Source organism: Streptomyces sp. NPDC042201 (assembly GCF_055582185.1).
Window position 1 is genome coordinate 114,951 of record NZ_JBVJDS010000016.1, and the last position, 17,661, is coordinate 132,611.

Annotated in this window: 14 protein-coding genes and 3 pseudogenes; 13 read left to right on the forward strand and 4 right to left on the reverse strand. The window is 69.4% G+C overall.

Annotation, left to right across the window (positions count from 1 at the left end):
- The 5 genes and pseudogenes from ACZ6MZ_RS30730 (at position 1) to ACZ6MZ_RS30750 (ending at position 1,949) form a co-directional block, all read left to right on the forward strand.
- Positions 1-249, forward strand: a complete 249-nt coding sequence (locus ACZ6MZ_RS30730) for a hypothetical protein (RefSeq protein ID WP_389790547.1) — start codon at positions 1-3, stop codon at positions 247-249.
- A pseudogene (gene tpg / locus ACZ6MZ_RS30735) lies at positions 242-583 on the forward strand (telomere-protecting terminal protein Tpg); the annotation flags it as partial. The gene ACZ6MZ_RS30730 and the pseudogene tpg, both read left to right, overlap by 8 nt.
- Positions 584-595: 12 nt before the next feature.
- Positions 596-1,219 (forward strand): Hint domain-containing protein, encoded by a 624-nt coding sequence (locus tag ACZ6MZ_RS30740; protein ID WP_469355716.1) that lies wholly within the window; start codon positions 596-598, stop codon positions 1,217-1,219.
- Positions 1,220-1,348: 129 nt separating this feature from the next.
- A complete protein-coding gene (locus ACZ6MZ_RS30745) occupies positions 1,349-1,777 on the forward strand; it encodes a hypothetical protein (protein WP_389673386.1) in 429 nt (142 codons plus the stop codon).
- A 25-nt stretch (positions 1,778-1,802) separates the two neighbouring features.
- Positions 1,803-1,949 carry a hypothetical protein gene (locus ACZ6MZ_RS30750; RefSeq protein WP_389946951.1) on the forward strand — a complete coding sequence of 49 codons (147 nt, stop codon included), beginning with the start codon at positions 1,803-1,805 and terminating at the stop codon, positions 1,947-1,949.
- A gap of 67 nt (positions 1,950-2,016) precedes the next feature.
- Here ACZ6MZ_RS30750 and ACZ6MZ_RS30755 read toward each other — a convergent pair.
- A pseudogene (locus ACZ6MZ_RS30755) lies at positions 2,017-3,321 on the reverse strand (tyrosine-type recombinase/integrase).
- Positions 3,321-3,458: pseudogene (locus tag ACZ6MZ_RS30760) on the reverse strand (helix-turn-helix domain-containing protein); the annotation flags it as partial. The pseudogenes ACZ6MZ_RS30760 and ACZ6MZ_RS30755, both read right to left, overlap by 1 nt.
- Positions 3,459-4,275: 817 nt before the next feature.
- Here ACZ6MZ_RS30760 and ACZ6MZ_RS30765 point away from each other — a divergent pair.
- Together ACZ6MZ_RS30765 and ACZ6MZ_RS30770 are read left to right on the forward strand one after the other, a co-directional pair.
- Positions 4,276-6,537, forward strand: a complete 2,262-nt coding sequence (locus ACZ6MZ_RS30765; RefSeq protein ID WP_469355682.1) for an MMPL family transporter — start codon at positions 4,276-4,278, stop codon at positions 6,535-6,537.
- Between the two features lie 203 nt (positions 6,538-6,740).
- On the forward strand, positions 6,741-7,733 hold the full coding sequence (locus ACZ6MZ_RS30770) for an aldo/keto reductase (protein WP_469355684.1): 993 nt from the start codon (positions 6,741-6,743) through the stop codon (positions 7,731-7,733).
- Positions 7,734-7,788: 55 nt separating this feature from the next.
- Here the strand turns inward: ACZ6MZ_RS30770 and ACZ6MZ_RS30775 are convergent, their stop codons facing one another.
- On the reverse strand, positions 7,789-8,091 hold the full coding sequence (locus ACZ6MZ_RS30775; protein WP_389790543.1) for a DUF6059 family protein: 303 nt from the start codon (positions 8,089-8,091) through the stop codon (positions 7,789-7,791).
- A gap of 234 nt (positions 8,092-8,325) precedes the next feature.
- Between ACZ6MZ_RS30775 and ACZ6MZ_RS30780 the strand changes: the two genes are divergently transcribed.
- The 4 genes from ACZ6MZ_RS30780 (at position 8,326) to ACZ6MZ_RS30795 (ending at position 11,974) form a co-directional block, all read left to right on the forward strand.
- Positions 8,326-9,126, forward strand: coding sequence for an AfsR/SARP family transcriptional regulator (locus ACZ6MZ_RS30780; RefSeq protein WP_389790542.1), 801 nt, complete (start codon positions 8,326-8,328; stop codon positions 9,124-9,126).
- Between the two features lie 109 nt (positions 9,127-9,235).
- Positions 9,236-10,165, forward strand: a complete 930-nt coding sequence (locus ACZ6MZ_RS30785) for a thioesterase II family protein (RefSeq protein WP_389790541.1) — start codon at positions 9,236-9,238, stop codon at positions 10,163-10,165.
- A gap of 14 nt (positions 10,166-10,179) precedes the next feature.
- Positions 10,180-10,599, forward strand: coding sequence for a DUF4260 family protein (locus tag ACZ6MZ_RS30790; RefSeq protein ID WP_469355687.1), 420 nt, complete (start codon positions 10,180-10,182; stop codon positions 10,597-10,599).
- A 139-nt stretch (positions 10,600-10,738) separates the two neighbouring features.
- Positions 10,739-11,974 (forward strand): cytochrome P450, encoded by a 1,236-nt coding sequence (locus tag ACZ6MZ_RS30795; protein ID WP_384331873.1) that lies wholly within the window; start codon positions 10,739-10,741, stop codon positions 11,972-11,974.
- Positions 11,975-12,243: 269 nt separating this feature from the next.
- Here the strand turns inward: ACZ6MZ_RS30795 and ACZ6MZ_RS30800 are convergent, their stop codons facing one another.
- Positions 12,244-13,503, reverse strand: a complete 1,260-nt coding sequence (locus ACZ6MZ_RS30800; RefSeq protein WP_469355689.1) for an FAD-dependent oxidoreductase — start codon at positions 13,501-13,503, stop codon at positions 12,244-12,246.
- Positions 13,504-13,701: 198 nt separating this feature from the next.
- Between ACZ6MZ_RS30800 and ACZ6MZ_RS30805 the strand changes: the two genes are divergently transcribed.
- Together ACZ6MZ_RS30805 and ACZ6MZ_RS30810 are read left to right on the forward strand one after the other, a co-directional pair.
- Positions 13,702-15,645 (forward strand): HAD-IIIC family phosphatase, encoded by a 1,944-nt coding sequence (locus ACZ6MZ_RS30805; RefSeq protein WP_469355691.1) that lies wholly within the window; start codon positions 13,702-13,704, stop codon positions 15,643-15,645.
- A gap of 210 nt (positions 15,646-15,855) precedes the next feature.
- Positions 15,856-17,661: a fatty acyl-AMP ligase gene (locus ACZ6MZ_RS30810; RefSeq protein ID WP_469355693.1), complete on the forward strand. Its 1,806-nt coding sequence runs from the start codon at positions 15,856-15,858 to the stop codon at positions 17,659-17,661.

The window sequence follows — 17,661 nt, forward strand, 5'->3', positions numbered from 1 at the left end:
ATGGATGAGGAACTGGAGCGATTGGCTCGCCTGGCGATCGAATATCGTGACACTGGGTGCGACATCGTAGAAATTGCTGAGCTCATGCTTGAAAAGCATCCGACCTTTAGGGAGGCGCCCTTCAATATGGCTCAGGTTCTTCGGTCAGCTTTCGGTCTGTCAGTTCATGACCTGCAGTACATCAACGCCTGGGTGCAAGGTGAGATTTCGCGCGAAATATTGGAAGAGCGCCTTCAAATAGATAATTAGGCTGCGCGAGCCGCCCAAGACCCTCAAAGGCCAGATCGGCTACCTGCTCAAGCAGTTGGGCAGCGCGAAGGCCGTCGCGCAGGAGCTCGGTGTCGCCGCCGACTCCGTGAACCGCTACCGGCGCCACCCGCAAGCACGCCCGCACCGACGTCGCCGTGAAGATCAACGACGCGGTACGGGCCCGCTGGCAGCCGCAGGTACGCAAGCGCCGGCAGCGCCAGGCCGCCCGCCACGGGCGGGATCACGGTGGGGACGAGGGCCCGGTTCGGGTACTCCCGCAGCGGTCGGTACGACCGACGACGGACGGTTCCGACGACTCACCGCGCACCTCCCCCGAAACAAAAAGATCACAGCCACGGCAGAGCACCCCTTCTGGGTGCCCAAGGAAAACGCCTGGGTCGACGCCGCCGATCTCAAGCCGGGCACGACCCTCAGCACCCCCAACGGCACCACCGCCAAGATCGCCGGCAACCGCGCCTACAAGGACCACGTCCGCACCTACAACTTCAGCGTCGCCAAACTCCACAACTCGCGGGCACGACGCCGATTTCTCGTCCATAACACTTGCGGTGCTCGCGTCGTCGATGTGCGCGGAAATGACACCGCAAATCCCGATGCGCTGGCTTCGGGTCTCCGTGAACACACGAATACGGCGCTATCTGAATGGAATGCGGGCACTATCGGATATTCGGCAAAGGGCCTTGTGAGAATTGCACGCAGGCCTAGTCGTGCCAATATGATCAAGGGGAATATCCTTGATGGCCGTGTGAAGGCGCTAGCCGACGGCGATCCGACGCTTCGTAAACTATTCTCCACCCCCAGTGGCATGCCCGGCCCGGATTGGATTAATACGGGGTCAAGCGTTCCAGGTGTCGGCTGGTACGATCTAACCGCCCAGCGTATGTGGGGTCAGCACGTGTTTGACTACGGCCCCAAATATGGGCCAGGGGTAGGAATCCTTTGGCAGTGAGGTGCGAGATCCTTGCCCTATTGCAGTAATACTGCGATAGAGCGACGACGGCTAGGCCACCCTGCGGGCGGGGTGGCCTAGCCGTTTCTGGCGGAATCAATTTCCAACTGAGCGGTGAGGTGCAATCCGGTGAGTAGCATTGTCAAGTTCTTTGTCGCTGCGAACGAGGGGGCCGTTGACGCCCTTGCTGGCGGCCCTAATTCGTCATTCCGTGCTCTTTCCTTTGGGAATTTTGACGCCGAAGAGGCTCTTTTGGATTGGGAGGCGCATCTCACGGGGGTTTCATTCGAGTCCCTCGTGGACAGAGATTTCCCCGAAATCATCGCAGAAGGCGATGAAGGGGCGTCGGTCTTTCTGCTGTCTGATGCTCTCGTAAATTCCCTCGCTGTCGCTTCAGATTCCGAAGTCCGCGAGTTGGCACTTTGGTGGGTGGGCGAGAAATCTGTTGACGGATTCGAGATCGAGTTGCCTGTCGCTTCGGTCATCTTGCAGAGTCTTGTTGATCTGACCCGCGAGGAACTGCAACCTGGTACACACGTGTATTGCTGGACGAGCTAAACGCGCCAACTCCCAGCACGCCAAGCTGCGGTCCCCAGTCGAGCGCGCCTTCGCCATCCTCAAGCGATGGCGTGTACTGGACACCGTCCGCATCAGCCCCAACTGGATCACCAGCCCGCTCTACGCACTCCTCGTGATCATCCAGAAACGATCTTCACTTGCGCAAGCATAGATCGAGAATGTTCACTGCCGACCGTCGCAGCCGCCGAGGTGTTTGACGGCAGTAGTTGACGGCAACGTCAGCGGACGGGTGCTGCACAGAGCGGCGGGTCGTCGCCGTCGTCGGGTTCGGCGAAGGGCTGGGCGAGTTCGCCGACTGCGTGGCCGAGGAGGTCGATGGCCTGGCGCTGGAGGTGGAGCCGGACGTGGGCGTACACCGTCGCGGTCACGCCGATGTGGGCGTGACCCAACAGCTCCTTGATGACGACCAGTTCGACGCCCTGCTCCAGAAGAAGCGTCGCCGTCGAGTGGCGGAGGTCGTGGAAGCGGATGCGGCGGAGTGTGGCCCGGCGGAGCAGGGTGTTGAAGTGCCGGGTGAGTGTGGCCCCCTCGATCGGAGAGCCGTCGGGCCGTGTGAAGACGTAGCCGCTCGCCTTCCAGCCCGTCCCCGCCGCTTCGCGCTCCTGGCGCTGCCGGTCACGGTGCTGTTCGAAAGAGCGCGGGCACGGTGCCGGCAGGGCGATCCTTCGCTCCGAGCTCTGGGTCTTGGTCGGCAGGGGGTCAGGCCACCGGAGTTCGTGCGTTGGAGGGTGCGGCGGATGCTGGCGGTTCCGCCGGCTGGGTTCAGGTCCTTCCGGCGCAGACCAAGGAGTTCGCCCTTGCGCAGTCCCGTGCGCAGGGCGAGTTCGAACAGGGCGCTCGGCCGGTGCCCATGGGTGGCGGTCAGGAACTCACGCGCCTCTTCGGCGGTGAGGGGTTCGAAGCGGCGGGGTCGGGGGGTGCCCATGCGGATGTTGCGGGCGACGTTGCGGGGGATCTCCTCTTCGCGGACGGCGTGCTCCAGGGCGGACTTGAGCACGGAGTGGATGTAGGCCAGCGTCAGCGGGGAGAGCCGCTTGTGGCAGCACTTCCCGGCCGCGCAGCACTGGGGCTGGTCGCGGTTGGTGTCGAGGCCGCGTGAGCAGCACTGGCAGGTGGTGCGGAGGTGGTCGAGCCAGGTGCGGACGTCCTTGGCGGTGAGTTTGGCGAGCTTCTTCCGGCCGAGGCCGGGGAGCAGGTAGAGCCGGACGCAGGCGGTGTAGCGGGTGTGGGTGGTCTCCCCGGAGCCGGTGCACGGCGACGGTCTCCAGCCAGTACGTCGGGTATGCGGCCACACTGCCCTGCGCGGAGGGCACGGCGATGCCGCGGTTGCTGGCGGCGATCTTCTCGGTGAGCTTGGCCATGGCCTCTTTGCGGGTGGTGCCGTAGACGCGGATGCGGCGGCGGGTGGTGCCGGGGGCGAGGACGTATCCGGCGGTTTCCCACCGTCCGTCCTTGCGCTGGTAGATGGTGCCTTTGGTGCGGGTGCGGGAGCGGCGGGACGAAGCGGGGCGGGGCGTGGTTATCAGGCTGCTTTTTGTTTGAGGCGGGTGCGGATGAAGTCGGTGAGGGCGTGTGTGGGGATGCAGCGTGCGCTGCGGCCGAGGGCGGTCGAGGCGAGTTGGCTGGAGCGGAGCAGGTCGTAGACGGCCGAGCGGCCGAGTGGAGGAGCCCTCCGCCGTGCTCGGCCCCCAGATCGGGCTCGGTGGGCTGGTGCGTGGTCATCAGCAGCCCCCTTCGGTCGCGAACTGCCGTTCCAGTTTCTTGCGGTGCGAGAGGTGGGCGGCGAGGAGTGCGGCGCCGGGGCTGTAACCCGAGCCCTGGTAGTTCCAGTGGCTGACAACGAGGGCGGTGGCCGGGTGGGGCTCGGGCGGGCCGGGCGGGCCGGTTGCCCTTTCGCGGGCAGCGGGTAGTGCGCCCGGCCGTCTTCGACGAGGTAGCGCGGCGCTGCTCGCGCTCGGGCCCGCCATCACGGCACAGCGCCCCCGAAGCTCGTGGCGACAGCGCGGAAGGCCGGGCGAAGCCGGCCGCGGTCAGCGCGGCAGCGTCCAGCCGTGCGAAGACATCACGGAGGGTCCGCTCGTCAGGAGCCCTGGGACGCCCGGCGAAGGGATCGTACGGACAGCCCGGACGGGCTGGCGCCGTCTGATCGCGGCGGCGTAACCCGCGCTGGGCATCGCGTGCACGTCCAACGCGAGCAGCGTCGCCGGCGTGAAGCGCATCCCGCATCGGTCAAGTACGGTTAACGGCCGACCACTGCGACCCGACATTTGACGAAAGAGACAGGGCCCTCCGAGGGGCCTGAGTGTGTGTCAGGGGTCGTCGTCATCCCAGATGGTGAGGTCCTGTGAGACGCGGGTATGACCCGGGTCGTTCGCGGTTCACCAAGGAGTACGACGATCCGGTCTTACTCAGCCCTTACCTTCGAGGCGAGCGGTGGTGGCAGTGGGCCGTCGCCCGCACAGAGAGGCAATCCCGTCATGGGGAACGGAGATACGCGGGTGCGGGGCATCGCCGCCCGGGCCGGTGGATGGAGCGCTCGGCACAGATGGGCTGCCGTCGGCATCTGGGTGCTGTTCGTCGTCCTGGCCACGGGCATCGGCACGGCGGTCGGCCGCGTCGACGTCAAGGGCAGCGACGAAATCAAGGGCGAGACATACAGCGCCCCCAAGATCATCGAGGACGCCGGGATCAAGGAACCGGCGGGTGAGACCGTCCTGATCCAGGCCAAGGACGGCGCCACCACAGCCACCGACCCGCAGTTCCGCGACGCCGTCACCGCGGTCATACAGGCCGTTGAGGACACCGGCCAGGTGACGGCGGTGACCTCACCCTACGATACGAAGACGATCTCGAAGGACGGCCGCAGCGCGCTCGTGCAGTTCGGCGTGAGCGGCGACGCGGACACCGCGGGCGAGCGGGTCGAGCCGATACTGAAGGCCGTTGCCGGGGTCCAGAAGGAGCACCCGGAGCTGCGGATCGGGGAGATCGGCACTGCCAGCATGCAGAAGACGTTCTCCGACGCGTTCGGCGACGACTTCAAGCAGGCCGAGCTTTTCGCGGTGCCGGTGGCCCTCGGCATCCTGCTGATCGCCTTCGGCGCGCTGGTCGCGGCGCTGCTGCCGGTCGCGCTCGCCGTCACCGCGATCATCGCCACCATGGGCCTGATGAGCATCGTCAGCCATATCCAGCCGATGAACGACACCGCCAACTCCATGATGCTGCTGGTCGGCCTGGCCGTCGGCGTCGACTACTGCCTGTTCTACCTGCGCCGCGAGCGCGAGGAGCGCGCCGCCGGCCGGGATCCGGAGACCGCGCTGCGCATCGCCGCCGCGACCAGCGGCCACGCCGTGATCGTCTCCGGTGTCACCGTGTGCGTCGCGATGGCGGGCATGCTGTTCACCGGAATCGCCACGTTCGAGGCGATGGGCCTGGCCTCGCTGATGGTGGTGGCGGTGGCCATGGTCGGCTCGGTGACCGTGCTGCCCGCGATGATGTCGCTGCTGGGCAAGCGGGTGGAGACGGGGCGCCTCCCGTTCCTGCACCCGGACAAGCGGCGGGCGCGCACCGCCCGGTCCGCCGATGAGGGCAGCCGGCTGTGGGAGGCGATCCTCAAGGTCGTCCTCGCCAAGCCCGCCGTCTCCCTGGTGGTCGCGGCCGGCGTGTTGCTGGCGATTGCCGCGCCCGCGCTCGGTATGAAGACCCAGAACCTCACCCTGGACCAGGAGTTCGGCGACACGGTGCCCATCGTCGCCACGTACAAGCAGGTCAACGAGGCCTTCCCTGGCGGCCCCGAGCCCGCCCAGGTCGTCGTCAAGGCGAAGGACATCAACGCACCCGAGGTGCAGACCGCGCTCGCCGACTTCCGTGCGCAGGCGGTGAGTTCGGGCGCCTCGCGCGGCCCGGTCGACGTCAAACTGCACGACGCCCAGAACGTGGCCGTCATCTCCGTACCCCTCGTCGGCGGCTCCGACCTGGACAAGGCCGGCAAAAACCTCGAACTGCTGCGCGACAAGATCCGGCCCGACACGCTCGGCAAGGTCGACGGCGTGCAGGCGCCGATCACCGGGCAGGTCGCCGGCTCGCACGACTTCAACGAGAAGCTCGTCGGCTCGGTGGCCCCGGTCTTCGCGTTCGTCGTGGTCTTCGCCTTCCTCCTGATGCTGCTGTCGTTCCGCTCGCTGACGATCGCGATCACCTCGATCGTCCTGAACCTGCTGTCGGTCGGCGCGGCCTACGGCATCCTGGTCGCCGTCTTCCAGCACGGCTGGGGCGCGTCACTCGTGGGCGCCCACGGCGTGGGGGCCATCGTCACCTGGCTGCCGCTCTTCCTCTTCGTCATCCTGTTCGGGCTCTCGATGGACTACCACGTGTTCGTGGTCTCCCGGATCCGTGAGGCCCGTATGCGGGGCCGTACGACGAAGGAGGCGATCACGCACGGCGTGGTGACCACGGCCGGCGTCGTCACCAGTGCCGCGGTCATCATGGTCGCCGTCTTCGCGATCTTCGGCACGCTGTCCATGCAGTCCATGAAGCAGATGGGCGTGGGCCTCTCCGCCGCGGTCCTCATCGACGCGACGGTCATCCGGGGCGTGCTGCTCCCGGCGGTGATGGCCCTGCTCGGCGAGCGCAACTGGTACCTGCCGAAGTGGCTCAACCGGATGCCCGACTTCACGCACGACGAGTCGCCGCAGGAGCCGGCTCCTGCGGTACGGGACAAGAGCGAGCCGCTGGGAGTCTGATCACCCCTTGCGATGAGGGCCCGTTGGCGACCAGTGGCCAACGGGCCCTCACCGTGTGCGTACGTACGTCCCGCGGCCCCGACCTCGCCTTCTGCCGGAGCTGAAACCCTGGACGGGTGCCGGCTCAAGCTCTGCGACCTCACCATTGACTGTCATCCCGGCCCTTGTCTTCGTGTGCGCTTCAACTCCTAGCGTGTCGCTCCATGGACGCCATACAGAACAGGACGCTGGGACACAGCGGAATCGCCGTGAGCGCACTCGGCTTCGGCTGCTGGGCGATCGGCGGTGAGTGGCAGGACAAGGACGGCAATCCGCTCGGCTGGGGCGCGGTCGACGACGAGGAGTCCGTCGCCGCGATCCGGCGGGCGCTCGACCTCGGGATCACCTTCTTCGACACGGCCGATGTGTACGGCGCGGGCCACAGCGAACGAGTGCTCGGGCGGGCCCTTCAGGGGCGGCGGGACGACGTCGTGATCGCGACCAAATGGGGCAATACCTTCGACGAGGCGACCAGGACCCACACGGGCCCCAACGCCTCGACCGCGTACGCCCGGCGGGCGCTGACCGCTTCGCTGCGCCGGCTCGGCACCGACCACATCGACCTCTATCAGCTGCATCTGGGCGAGGCGACGCTCGACGAGGCCGCCGAACTCCGCGACGTGTGCGAGGAGTTCGTGGGCGAGGGCCTGATCCGTGCGTACGCGTGGAGTACCGACGATCCCGAGCGCGCGGCCTTCTTCGCCGAGGGGGCGCATTGCGTGGCCGTACAGCACGCCTGCAACGTGCTTCAGGACGCGCCGGAGATGTTCGCCCTCTGCGCGGAGCGCGGCCTCGCGAGCGTCAACCGCAGCCCGCTGGCGATGGGTCTGCTCACCGGGAAGTACGCGCCCGGCGGGCGGGGCACGGCCGGTGACATCCGGACGGTGCCGCCGACGTGGCTCCAGTGGTTCGGTGCGGGCGGGGTGCCGTCGCCCGAGTGGGCGGCGCGGGTCGAGGCCGTACGGGACGTCCTCACCGGCGAGGGCCGTACCCTCGCGCAGGGCGCGCTCGCCTGGCTGTGGGCGCGCAGCCCGCACACGGTGCCGATTCCCGGCTTCCGCTCGGTGGCCCAGGCCGAGGAGAACGCGGGCGCCCTCGCGCACGGTCTGCTGCGCGCCGGGCAGCTGACGGAGATCGACGCCTTGCTTACCGCCTAGGTCCTGTCCGATCGGGCAGGACCTGGGCGGAGCAGAGCGAGGGGCTCGACAGCCCTTAGCTTCCGGTCCGTTTCACGTCAATGCCGAGTCCTGCCCACAGCTCCTGCTCGACCTGACTCGGCGGGGTCGTGCAGCGCCGCTCCGGGTGGCCGTCCGGGGGCCCCTGGGTCCGGCCGCCGTCTCCGCGCGGGCCGTCCGTGGCTTCCGGCGGCCGGGCCTCCTGCGGAGTGTGGTCGGGGTCGGGGCCGGGGTCGGGATAGTGGAAACCGGGCAGCGGTCCCACGGTGAAGGCGCCGAGCTGGACGAGCAGGTTCACCGCGCCGGCGCCGGCCCTGCCGAGCCAGAACCTCAGCCCCATGCCGCCCCTCTTTTCTTCTCCCAAGCTGGTCCCGGGGCCGTCTTGAGACGGCCCCCGTCGGCGCCCATGGTCACCGCTCGGCCTGAAGCCTCGCTTAAAGCGCGTCGCGGAACGCCGTGACCATGAAAATTTCACACCCCGGGGGAGATAAATTCCCGATCGAAATCATGATCGGCTAAGTGTCGTCGTAGGCGACAACGTGCCAGTGTGCCGGTAGGCGGAAGGAGCAGTGGCATGGAGATCGGGGTTCTCGGGCCGCTCGTGGTAAGCATCGACGGCACCTCCGTGGTGCCGAGCGCGGCCAAACCGCGGCAGCTGCTCGCGCTGCTGGCGGTCAACGCGGGTGGGGACGTGAATGTGACGGCCCTGACGGAGGAGCTGTGGGACTCAAGTCCCCCCAGCGGGCCCGCGGGTGTTGTACAGACCTATGTCAAGCAGCTGCGCCGGGCCATCGCCGTCGCTCTGGGACCGGAGCACGAACGTGCGCCGAAAGAGGTGCTGAGCCGAAGCTATGCCGGGTACGCGCTGAACATGCCGGCGCCCGTCATGGAGGCCGACGTCTTCCAGCAGCTCACCGGTCGCGGGTTGCGGGCCCTGGCCGTCGGCGACGACGAGACCGCGTCGAGGGTGCTGGGCGAGGCGCTCGCCATGTGGCGCGGGCCGGTTCTCGCCGACGTACGCATCGGACCCGCGCTCCGTGTCGAGCTGCTACGGCTGGAGGAGGCACGGCGCTCCGCGCTGGAGGGGTGGATCACCGCGGACCTGCGGCTCGGCCGACATGCCGAAGTGATCGGCGAACTCCTCGCGCTCACCGAGCGGTTCCCGCTCCAGGAGAGTCTGCATTGGCTGCTGATGCTGGCGCTCTACCGATGCGGACGTTCGTGGCAGGCGCTTGAAGTTTTTCGAAAGCTACGCGCGTCGACCTCCCAGGAGCTGGGCATAGAGCCTTCGCTGCGCGTCCAGAAGCTGCATCGGGCGATCCTGGCGGCCGACCCTCAGCTCGACCTCACCGCGCCGAGTTTGGCGGCCTTTTAGCGGTCCCGGGCACCGTGGGGGCCGCGTCGGCCGGGACCGCCCCACCTGTCGACGTAGCACGGACCCGGCCAGCCCGCTCACCCCCTGGACTGAACCGAGACGGAGCAACATGACGCGATACCTGTCCCGGAAGCGCTCCGGCGACGAACCGGGCCCTGTGACACGGCTGTTCTGCTTTCCGTACGCGGGCGGCGGCGCCTCGGCGTACCGGCGATGGCAGCGTGGCCTCGACGCCCATGACGCCGGAGTACGGGTGATGCCCGTACAACTGCCCGGCCGCGAGGAACGGTTCGATGAACCCAGGTTCACCGATCTGGCCGCCCTCATCGACGACATGGACGCACAGCTCGACGAGGAGCTGGCCGAGCCCCACATCTTCTACGGGCACAGCATGGGGGCGCTCATCGCGTACTCGCTCGCCCGGCGGCGGCAGGCGCGCGGCGCGGCCCTGCCCCAGGCACTCGTGCTGAGCGCCTACCGGGCCCCGCACCTGCCGGCCCCGGCGATTGCCGACCCGGACGCCGGGGACGACGAACTCGTCGCCGGCCTGGTGGCACTCGGCGGTATCCCGCAGATGCTGCTCGACCATCCCGAGTTCCTCTCCGCGCTGCTTCCGGTGGCCCGCGACGACCTCCGGCTGTGCCTCGGCACCACCGCGGCGCCCGCCGACCCGCTGCGGGTACCGCTGCACCTGTACGCCGGACGCGGGGACCGGCTGGTCACCGTGTCCGAGATGCTTTCCTGGCGGCGGCACGCGGGGCACGGATGCGAGGTGCGGACGATGCCCGGCGGCCACTTCTTCATCAGGTCGGACGAAGGCGCCTTCCTGCGTGAACTCGCCTCCCTGACGCGCCGGTACGCCACGGAGCGGGCCGCGTCCTCCCTCTGGAATGCCGAGCCCATGGCGGCATTCCCGCCCGCTTCCGGTTCGCCGGCGCCGAACGGGGAGCGGCAGGCTTTCCGGCCCGCCCACGATCACCGCCGCGCGGCCGCCGGGCCGCCCCCGGGCCGCCCCCGGGCCTTTACGGATCCATTGTGAAAGGAACAATTCCCGTGACGCACGACGCCGGGGAAGGCGCCACCAGGAGCTCGGCCTCACCGCAGGTCCGCGCTGCCTGGGGGCTGCTGTTCGTCCTCCTGCTGATCTGGGCGGTGTTCGAGGCGGCGAAGTACGGCGGATGGGTGATCGTCGCGGCGGTCGCCGGTTTCATCGCACCCGATCTGTCGTTCCTCGTCGGCATCTCCGGCCCGCACCAGCACCAGCCTGGCCGGCTGCCCCGCAGGGCCGTTCCCGTCTACAACCTTCTGCACCGGCCCGTCGTCGCCGTCGTCGTCATGCTCGCCTGTCTGATTCCCGACTCCTCGGCCGTCGCCGTCGCCGTGTTCAACTTCGGCCTGGCCTGGCTGGTGCACATCGCCGCCGACCGGGCCCTCGGGTTCGGCCTGCGCACCGCCGAGGGCTGGCAGCGCTGACACGCTCCGGGACGCTTTGGCCCCACGCAAGCCCTCGCTGCGAGGCTCGTCCAGGTCCCCGACCGCGCCTCTTGCCGCGCGTCGGTCACTCGAACCACCGCACAAGTAACCGCTGAGCACCTGTTGCCGGAGGAAACGCATGGAAACGACGGACACGACGCACGGCGGGCCGGAGAGCGGCCAACCTCTACTGGAGTACCCGTTCCACCGCCCTTCGGCCATCGAAGTGCCTCCCGTCTACGAGGAGTTGCGGGCCAAGTGCCCCGTCGCCCATGTCCGGCTGCCCAGCGGTGACGAGGGCTACGTGGTGAGCCGCTACGACGACGTGCGCACCGTGCTCGCCGACGCCAGGTTCAGCCGGGCCGCCACCATCAACCCCGAGGCCCCGCAGCTCACCACCACGCCTCCCGTGCCGGGCAGCCTGTTCACCACGGACGCGCCCGAGCACACCCGGCTGCGCAGGCTCGTCTCCCGGGAGTTCACCGCCCGCCGCGTGCAGAACATGCGTCCCCGGATCCAGGAGCTGACCGACGGGCTTCTGGACGAGATGGAGAAGCTCGAAGGGCCGGTCGACCTCAACACGGCACTGGCCTTCCCGCTGCCGGTGATGGTGATCTGCGAACTGCTCGGCGTGCCCTTCGAGGACCGCGACCGCTTCCGCGAGTGGTCGGACGCCTTCGTCTCGCTGACCGCGCACACCGCGGAGGAGACCGCCGCCCAGCGCCAGGAGATGATCGGGTACCTGGGGGCACTCGTCAAGCTCAAGCGGGAGGAGCCGACGGACGACCTGATGGGGGCGCTCGTCACCGCCCACGACGAAGAGGGCAGCCTCAACGAGTACGAGCTGATCGTCATGGCGGCGACCATCCTCGTCGCCGGTCACGAGACCACCGTCAGCATGATCGGCAAGCTGGTCCTGACCCTGCTGCGTCACCCCGAGCACATGGCCACGCTGCGCGAACACCCCGAGATGATCGACCACGCCATCGAGGAACTGCTGCGCGTCAACCCGATCGGTGACGGCGGCCCGCTGCGGATCACCCTGGAGGACGTCGAGGTCGGCGGCACCGTCATCCCCAAGGGCAGCGCGGTCCTGGCGGCGGTCTGCTCCGCCAATCAGGACCCCGCGCGCTTCCCCGGTGCGCAGGCGGACGAGTTCGACCCCACCCGGCCCGAGGCCGTCCACCACGTCGCGTTCGGCCACGGCCCGCACTTCTGCGTGGGCGCCGCGCTGGCCAGGGCGGAGCTGCAGATCGTCATCTCCTCGCTGCTGAACCGCTTCCCCGGTCTGCAGCTCGCGGAGGAGGTCGAGTCCCTGGAGCTGACGACCGGGATGATGGTGCACGGCCTGAGCCGGCTGCCCGTCACCTGGTGAAGGACCCGGCGGAGTGCCTCCCGGCCGTCACCGGTTGACGGCCGGGCAGCGGCACGACCGGCCGGTCCGGTACGGCCCGCCCCGGCAACCGCGCTTCTCCGGCACAGCGGCCGGTCCAGCGGGCGCGCAGGACAAAGGCCCCGGCGGGCGCGCACGACAAAGGCCCCGGCGGGCGCGCACGACAAAGGCCCTGGCCCGTACGGAAACGTACGGGCCAGGGCCTTTGTCGTGCGCGCCCGCCGACCCGCACCGGTCCGCGGACAGATCAGTCAGGCCCGAGGGACGGGGGTCTGCGCCTCCACGACGTGCGGCCCCGGCTTCTGCAGCTGGAAGTACGCGCCGCCCAGCACCCGTTCCTTCAGCTTCTGGCTCCGATCGACCACCCGGTACAGCGAGCGGCGGACGACACCGCCCGCGCCGTGCAGGGCGAACAGCCGCTCCTGCCGCAGCTGCAGAGCGCGCGACGTGGCGACCGACCCCTGCCGCACACGCTGGAACTCCGCGCCCGCCCGCAGCAGCGCCGCCTCGTCCCCGCCCGCGTCGAGGGCGTCGCGCACCAGTGGGGCCAGCGTCACCGCGTCGATGATCGCGTGATTGACGCCCTGTCCGAGGATCGGCGTCAGCGTGTGTGCCGCGTCGCCGATCAGGACCAGGCCCGGCATGGACCAGCGCGGCACCAGCGTGGTGAAGATGTCCAGCATCGAGGTGTCGGACCAGGAGAGGATCTCACTGCGCACCGACTCGGCCAGCTCGGGAGCGAGCCGGTCCAGCCGCTCGTACAGCGCGGGCAGACCCTGGGCGCGCAGCTCCTTCAGCCCGCCCTTGGGGATGTTGAAACCGACGCGCACACTGTCCGGGTGGGTCGGGATGAACAGCCCGTGCTGGTCGCCGCGGATCCGGATGCGGTACGTACGATCGTCCCACTCGGCCGGGAACGGCAGCTTCAGCCACACCACGTCACGGTCCAGCGGCAGCTTCGTGTACGGCAGGCCCGACATCTCACGGACCTTGCTGAACCGGCCGTCCGCCGCCACCGTGAGCGCCGCGCGCACGGTCAGCTCCCCCTCCGGGGTGCGCGCCGTCACCCCCGTGACCGGACCGTTCTCGCCGCCCTCGCGCACCAGACGGGTGGCCGTCGCCCGGCGCACCAGGGTGAAGTGCTTCGGGTGCTCTTCCTCCCCGAGGTCCGTCAGGGCCGCGAGCAGCGCCGGCTGGGGCAGCTCCACCGGGTAGGGGTGCGGGAACGGGAAGCGGCGGAAGTCGGCGCGCAGCACCGTGCTGCCGGAGTCGACGATCTCCATTCTGTGCATCTGCTGGTAGGCGCCGTCCAGCCGGCCGAGGACACCCAGCTTGTCGAGCAGCCACACCGAGTCGGGGGAGACCGACTCGCCCCGGAACGACCGGTCGAAGTGACCGCTCTGTTCCAGGACCACGACCGAGACCGAACGCTTGGCGAGCTCAACGGCCAGCGTGAGTCCCGCCGGGCCTCCTCCGACCACGCACACGTCTGCGGTCAGCTCAGTTGTCATCGTCAGTGCAGCCTTTCAGAAGGAGTCATCCTTCACCGATGGTCCGCAGCCCGCCTAAAGCAGCCCTTGCGGGCGCCTGCGCGGTGGTCCGAGCGGCGGCTCGCGCGGCGGGCCGCGCACCCGGGCGCAAGCCCGTCTTTAGGGTCCGGGCACAAGCTCCCAAGCGCCCGCCCGCCCCCGCAGAGAGGCGAACCGACCGTGAGCACAGCAGTGACGACGTCCGACCCGGAGCGCACCGGCCCCGTCGGCCCCGTCGGCCCCCTCGACCGGCTGCGCGCGTTGTACGGCGAGCGCCGGCTCGCCGCCGAGTACCCGGTGGTGCCCGGACTGCTCGCCGAACTCGCGCAGCCGGACGACGGGCTCGCCCAGCTGTCCCGCGCGGGCCGGCTGCTCGCCAAGGTCGCTCCCGAGGACATCGCGGAGCGCCACCCCGGCGTCGTACCCGCCACCGTCGCCGTCACGGGACACGGCACCATCGACGGGCTGACCGCACCGCTCACCGCGGAACTGGCCCGCCACGGCATCCCGCTGCGCGTGCGTGTCGGCGACCACGACTCGTGGCTGCGCGACCTCCAGGACACCGGCAGCGACCTGTACGCCCCCGGCACCGAACTCGCCCTCTGCCTTCTCGACGCCCAGATCGTCTTCGACGAACTGCCGCTGCCCTGGGGGACGGAGGACGTCGCCAGGACCGCCGCCGGCAAACTCGACCTCCTCGACGGGCTCGCCGCCCGCTACGACGAACACGGCACGGGGACGCTCGTACTCAACACCCTGCCGCTGCTGCCGCAGCACACACAGCAGCTGGTCGATCACCGCTCCCGCACCGAACTCTCCATCATCTGGCGGGAGTTCAACGTCGGTCTGCTGCGGCTCGCCGCCGCGCACCCGCGGCTGCACGTCGTCGACCTGGAGCCGCTGATCGCCGAGGGCGGACCGGTCCGCGACCCGCGGCTCGCCGCCTACGCCAAGGTGCACCTGGGGGAGGAGGTGCTCGCCAGGTACGCGCGTCAGGCGGGCCATCTGCTGCGGACGCTGCGCGGCAGGGCCAAGAAGGTCCTCGTCCTGGACCTCGACAACACCCTCTGGGACGGCATCCTCGGCGACGACGGACCCGATGGCATCGCCGCCGCCACCACCTACCGCGGTGAGGCCTTCGGCCGGTTCCAGCGGGTGGTCAAGCAGATCGGCGGCCAGGGCGTCCTGCTCGCGGTGTGCAGCAAGAACGACCGTGAGCCGGTGCTGGACGTGCTCCGCGACCACCCCGACATGACCCTGCGCGAGGCCGACTTCGTCCGGATCAGTGCCGACTGGGAACCCAAGGACGGCAACATCCGCGCCATCGCCGCCCGGCTCAATCTCGGCACCGACAGCTTCGTCTTCGCCGACGACTCGACCTTCGAACGCGGCCTCGTCGCCGCCACGCTCCCCGAGGTCGCCGTGATCGGGCTCGACGAGGAACCGGCGCTGCACATCGACCGGCTGCTCGCCGACGGCTGGTTCGACGTACGGGAACTGACCACCGAGGACCGGGGCCGTGCCGTGCAGTACCTCCAGGAGGCGGAACGGCAGGACCTCCAGCAGGCCGCCGGCTCGATGGAGGAGTACCTGCGCGCCCTCGACGTGAGAGTCGAGGTCGCCGCGGTACGCGACCACGAAGTGGGCAGGGTCGCCCAGATCACCCTGCGCACCAACCAGTTCAACCTCACCACCCGCCGGCTCCAGGCGCCCGACGTCCGCGAACGGCTCGACTCGCCGGACCACCTGGTACTGGCCGTACGCTCCCGCGACCGCTTCGGCGACAACGGGGTCGTCGGCGCCCTCTTCGCGCACCGGGAGGACGAGGCCCTGCGCATCGACAACATGCTGCTGAGCTGCCGGGTCTTCGCCCGCGGTATCGAGCAGGCCACCATCGCCGCGCTGCTGGAGCACGCGGTGGACTCGGGCGCGGCCGAGGTACGCGCGAGCTACCGGCCCACCGCCAAGAACCACAAGGTGCGCGACTTCTACCCGTCGCTCGGCTTCGAGCAGGCCGCCGAATCGGCGGACGGCACGATCGAGTTCAGGCACCCGCTCACCCGACTGCCCGAAGTGCCCGGGCACATGACCCTCGACGCGGCCATCCGCGGCGGCACCGGGTGACCTGAGCCGGCTCTCAGGGGCAGCCCGCCCGCGCCACCCCTCCTGGACGGACGGCAGACCTTGCTGCCGTCCACGGGGCCGCGCTGCCCCGCCTCACCGGGCGCCGGGAACGCACAAGCGTCTCCTTAGTGCCCCGGACGACGATCGAGATGTCAGAGCAACCCGTGCCGGCGCCATGCCAGCGGAACTCGGAGAGGTCGGGGAAAGACGTTGACGAACTTCCGAACCTTCACGGAACTGGTTCTGGAGCGGAGCGAAGCCCGCGGTGACGCGGATGCCTTCATCTTCCTGCCCGACGACGCCCGCGGCTCGGTGCCGCAGCACCTCACCTCCGCCGGGCTCGACCAGGAGGCGCGCAGGATCGCCTCCTGGCTCCAGGAGCGGAAAGCCGCGAACCGCCAGGTCCTCCTGCTCTATCCGGCGGGCCTGGACTTCATCAAGGCGTTCACCGCCTGCCTGTACGCCGGTGCCGTGGCCGTGCCCGGACCGCTGCCCGCCGAGCAGGGCCAGCACTTCTCCCGGATCTCCGGCATTCTGCGCGACGCCGAGGCGTGCGCCGTGCTCACCGACTCGGCCAACGCCCCCGAGATCTCTGTCTGGCTCGCCGCGGAGGGCTTCACCGATGTGCCGTGCCTGGCCACCGACGATCCCGCCCAGGGCGACGCGGTCGCCTGGCAGGCGCCCTCCCTCACCCCGGAGAGCCTGGCCTTCCTGCAGTACACCTCCGGCTCCACCAGCGACCCCAAGGGGGTCGTAGTCTCGCACCGCAACCTGCTCGCCAACGAGGCGGCGATCCAGCGGTCGATCGGTACCCCCCTTGGGGCCGTGTGCGGCGGCTGGCTGCCCTTCTACCACGACATGGGCCTGATCGGGCATATCCTCCACCCGCTGTACCTCGGCGGCACCGCCGTCCTGATGGCACCCTTCACCTTCCTCAAGCGCCCTGTCCGCTGGCTGAAGATGATCGGCGACTACGGAATCACCACCGGCGGCGGCCCCAACTTCGCGTACGACCTGTGCGTGCGCAGGGTCACCGACGCACAGCTGGAGACGCTCGACCTGTCCTCCTGGACGACCGCCTGCAACGGCGCGGAACCGGTCAGGGCCGAGACGGTCCGTGCCTTCACCGAGCGCTTCGCGCCCGCGGGATTCCGCCCCGAGGCCTTCTTCCCCTGCTACGGCATGGCCGAGACGACCCTGCTGGTCTCCGGCATCCCGCGCAGCGCCGCCCCCCGCGTGCTCGATGTGGACGCCGAGGCCCTGGAGCGCGGCGAACTGGCCGACCCGCGCGCGGACCACCCCGCCCGCTCCCTCGTCAGCAGCGGGATCGCGCGGGACTTCGAGGTCCGCATCGCCGACCCGGAGACCCGTGTCGAGAAGCCCGTGGGACAGGTCGGCGAGATCTGGCTGAAGGGCGACAGCGTCGCCTCCGGCTACTGGAAGCGGCCGGAGACCAACAAGGAGATCTTCGACGCGGCGATCTCCGACGGCGCGGGCGGGGACGACGGCGGCGGCTGGCTGCGCACCGGCGACATGGGCGTCCTCCAGGACGGACAGCTCTACGTCACCGGCCGGCTCAAGGAGATGGTCATCCTCGCGGGCCGCAACCTCTACCCGCAGGACGTCGAACGCGCCGTCCATTCCGTGGACAAGGCCTTCGCCACCGGCGCCGGCGCCGTCTTCGCCGTCGAGACCGACCGCGAGCACCTGGTGGCCATCCAGGAGGTCCGCCCCGGCAGCATCTCCACCGACCTGCACACCGTCGCCTCCGGCGTCCAGAGCTTCATCAGCAAGGAGTTCAGCATCCCGGCCGGCAACATCCTGCTGGTACGCCCCGGAACCGTCCGCAAGACCACCAGCGGCAAGATCCAGCGGACTCTGATGCGCAAGCTCTTCCTGGAGGGCAAGATCCCCGCGCTGTACGAGGTCCTGGAGCCGGCCGTCCGCGAGCTGGTCGCCTCCGCCGAGGCCGGCGACGGCACCGACGCCGCCGAGTCCCTGGAATCGGTGGTCTGA

What these genes read in the sequence shown, in the direction of transcription:
- ACZ6MZ_RS30730 (WP_389790547.1), top strand. Translation starts at nt 1, where the DNA reads ATGGATGAGGAACTGGAGCGATTGGCTCGCCTGGCGATCGAATATCGT.
- ACZ6MZ_RS30765 (WP_469355682.1), top strand. Translation starts at nt 4,276, where the DNA reads ATGGGGAACGGAGATACGCGGGTGCGGGGCATCGCCGCCCGGGCCGGT.
- ACZ6MZ_RS30770 (WP_469355684.1), top strand. Translation starts at nt 6,741, where the DNA reads ATGGACGCCATACAGAACAGGACGCTGGGACACAGCGGAATCGCCGTG.
- ACZ6MZ_RS30775 (WP_389790543.1), bottom strand. Translation starts at nt 8,091, where the DNA reads ATGGGGCTGAGGTTCTGGCTCGGCAGGGCCGGCGCCGGCGCGGTGAAC.
- ACZ6MZ_RS30780 (WP_389790542.1), top strand. Translation starts at nt 8,326, where the DNA reads ATGGAGATCGGGGTTCTCGGGCCGCTCGTGGTAAGCATCGACGGCACC.
- ACZ6MZ_RS30785 (WP_389790541.1), top strand. Translation starts at nt 9,236, where the DNA reads ATGACGCGATACCTGTCCCGGAAGCGCTCCGGCGACGAACCGGGCCCT.
- ACZ6MZ_RS30795 (WP_384331873.1), top strand. Translation starts at nt 10,739, where the DNA reads ATGGAAACGACGGACACGACGCACGGCGGGCCGGAGAGCGGCCAACCT.
- ACZ6MZ_RS30800 (WP_469355689.1), bottom strand. Translation starts at nt 13,503, where the DNA reads ATGACAACTGAGCTGACCGCAGACGTGTGCGTGGTCGGAGGAGGCCCG.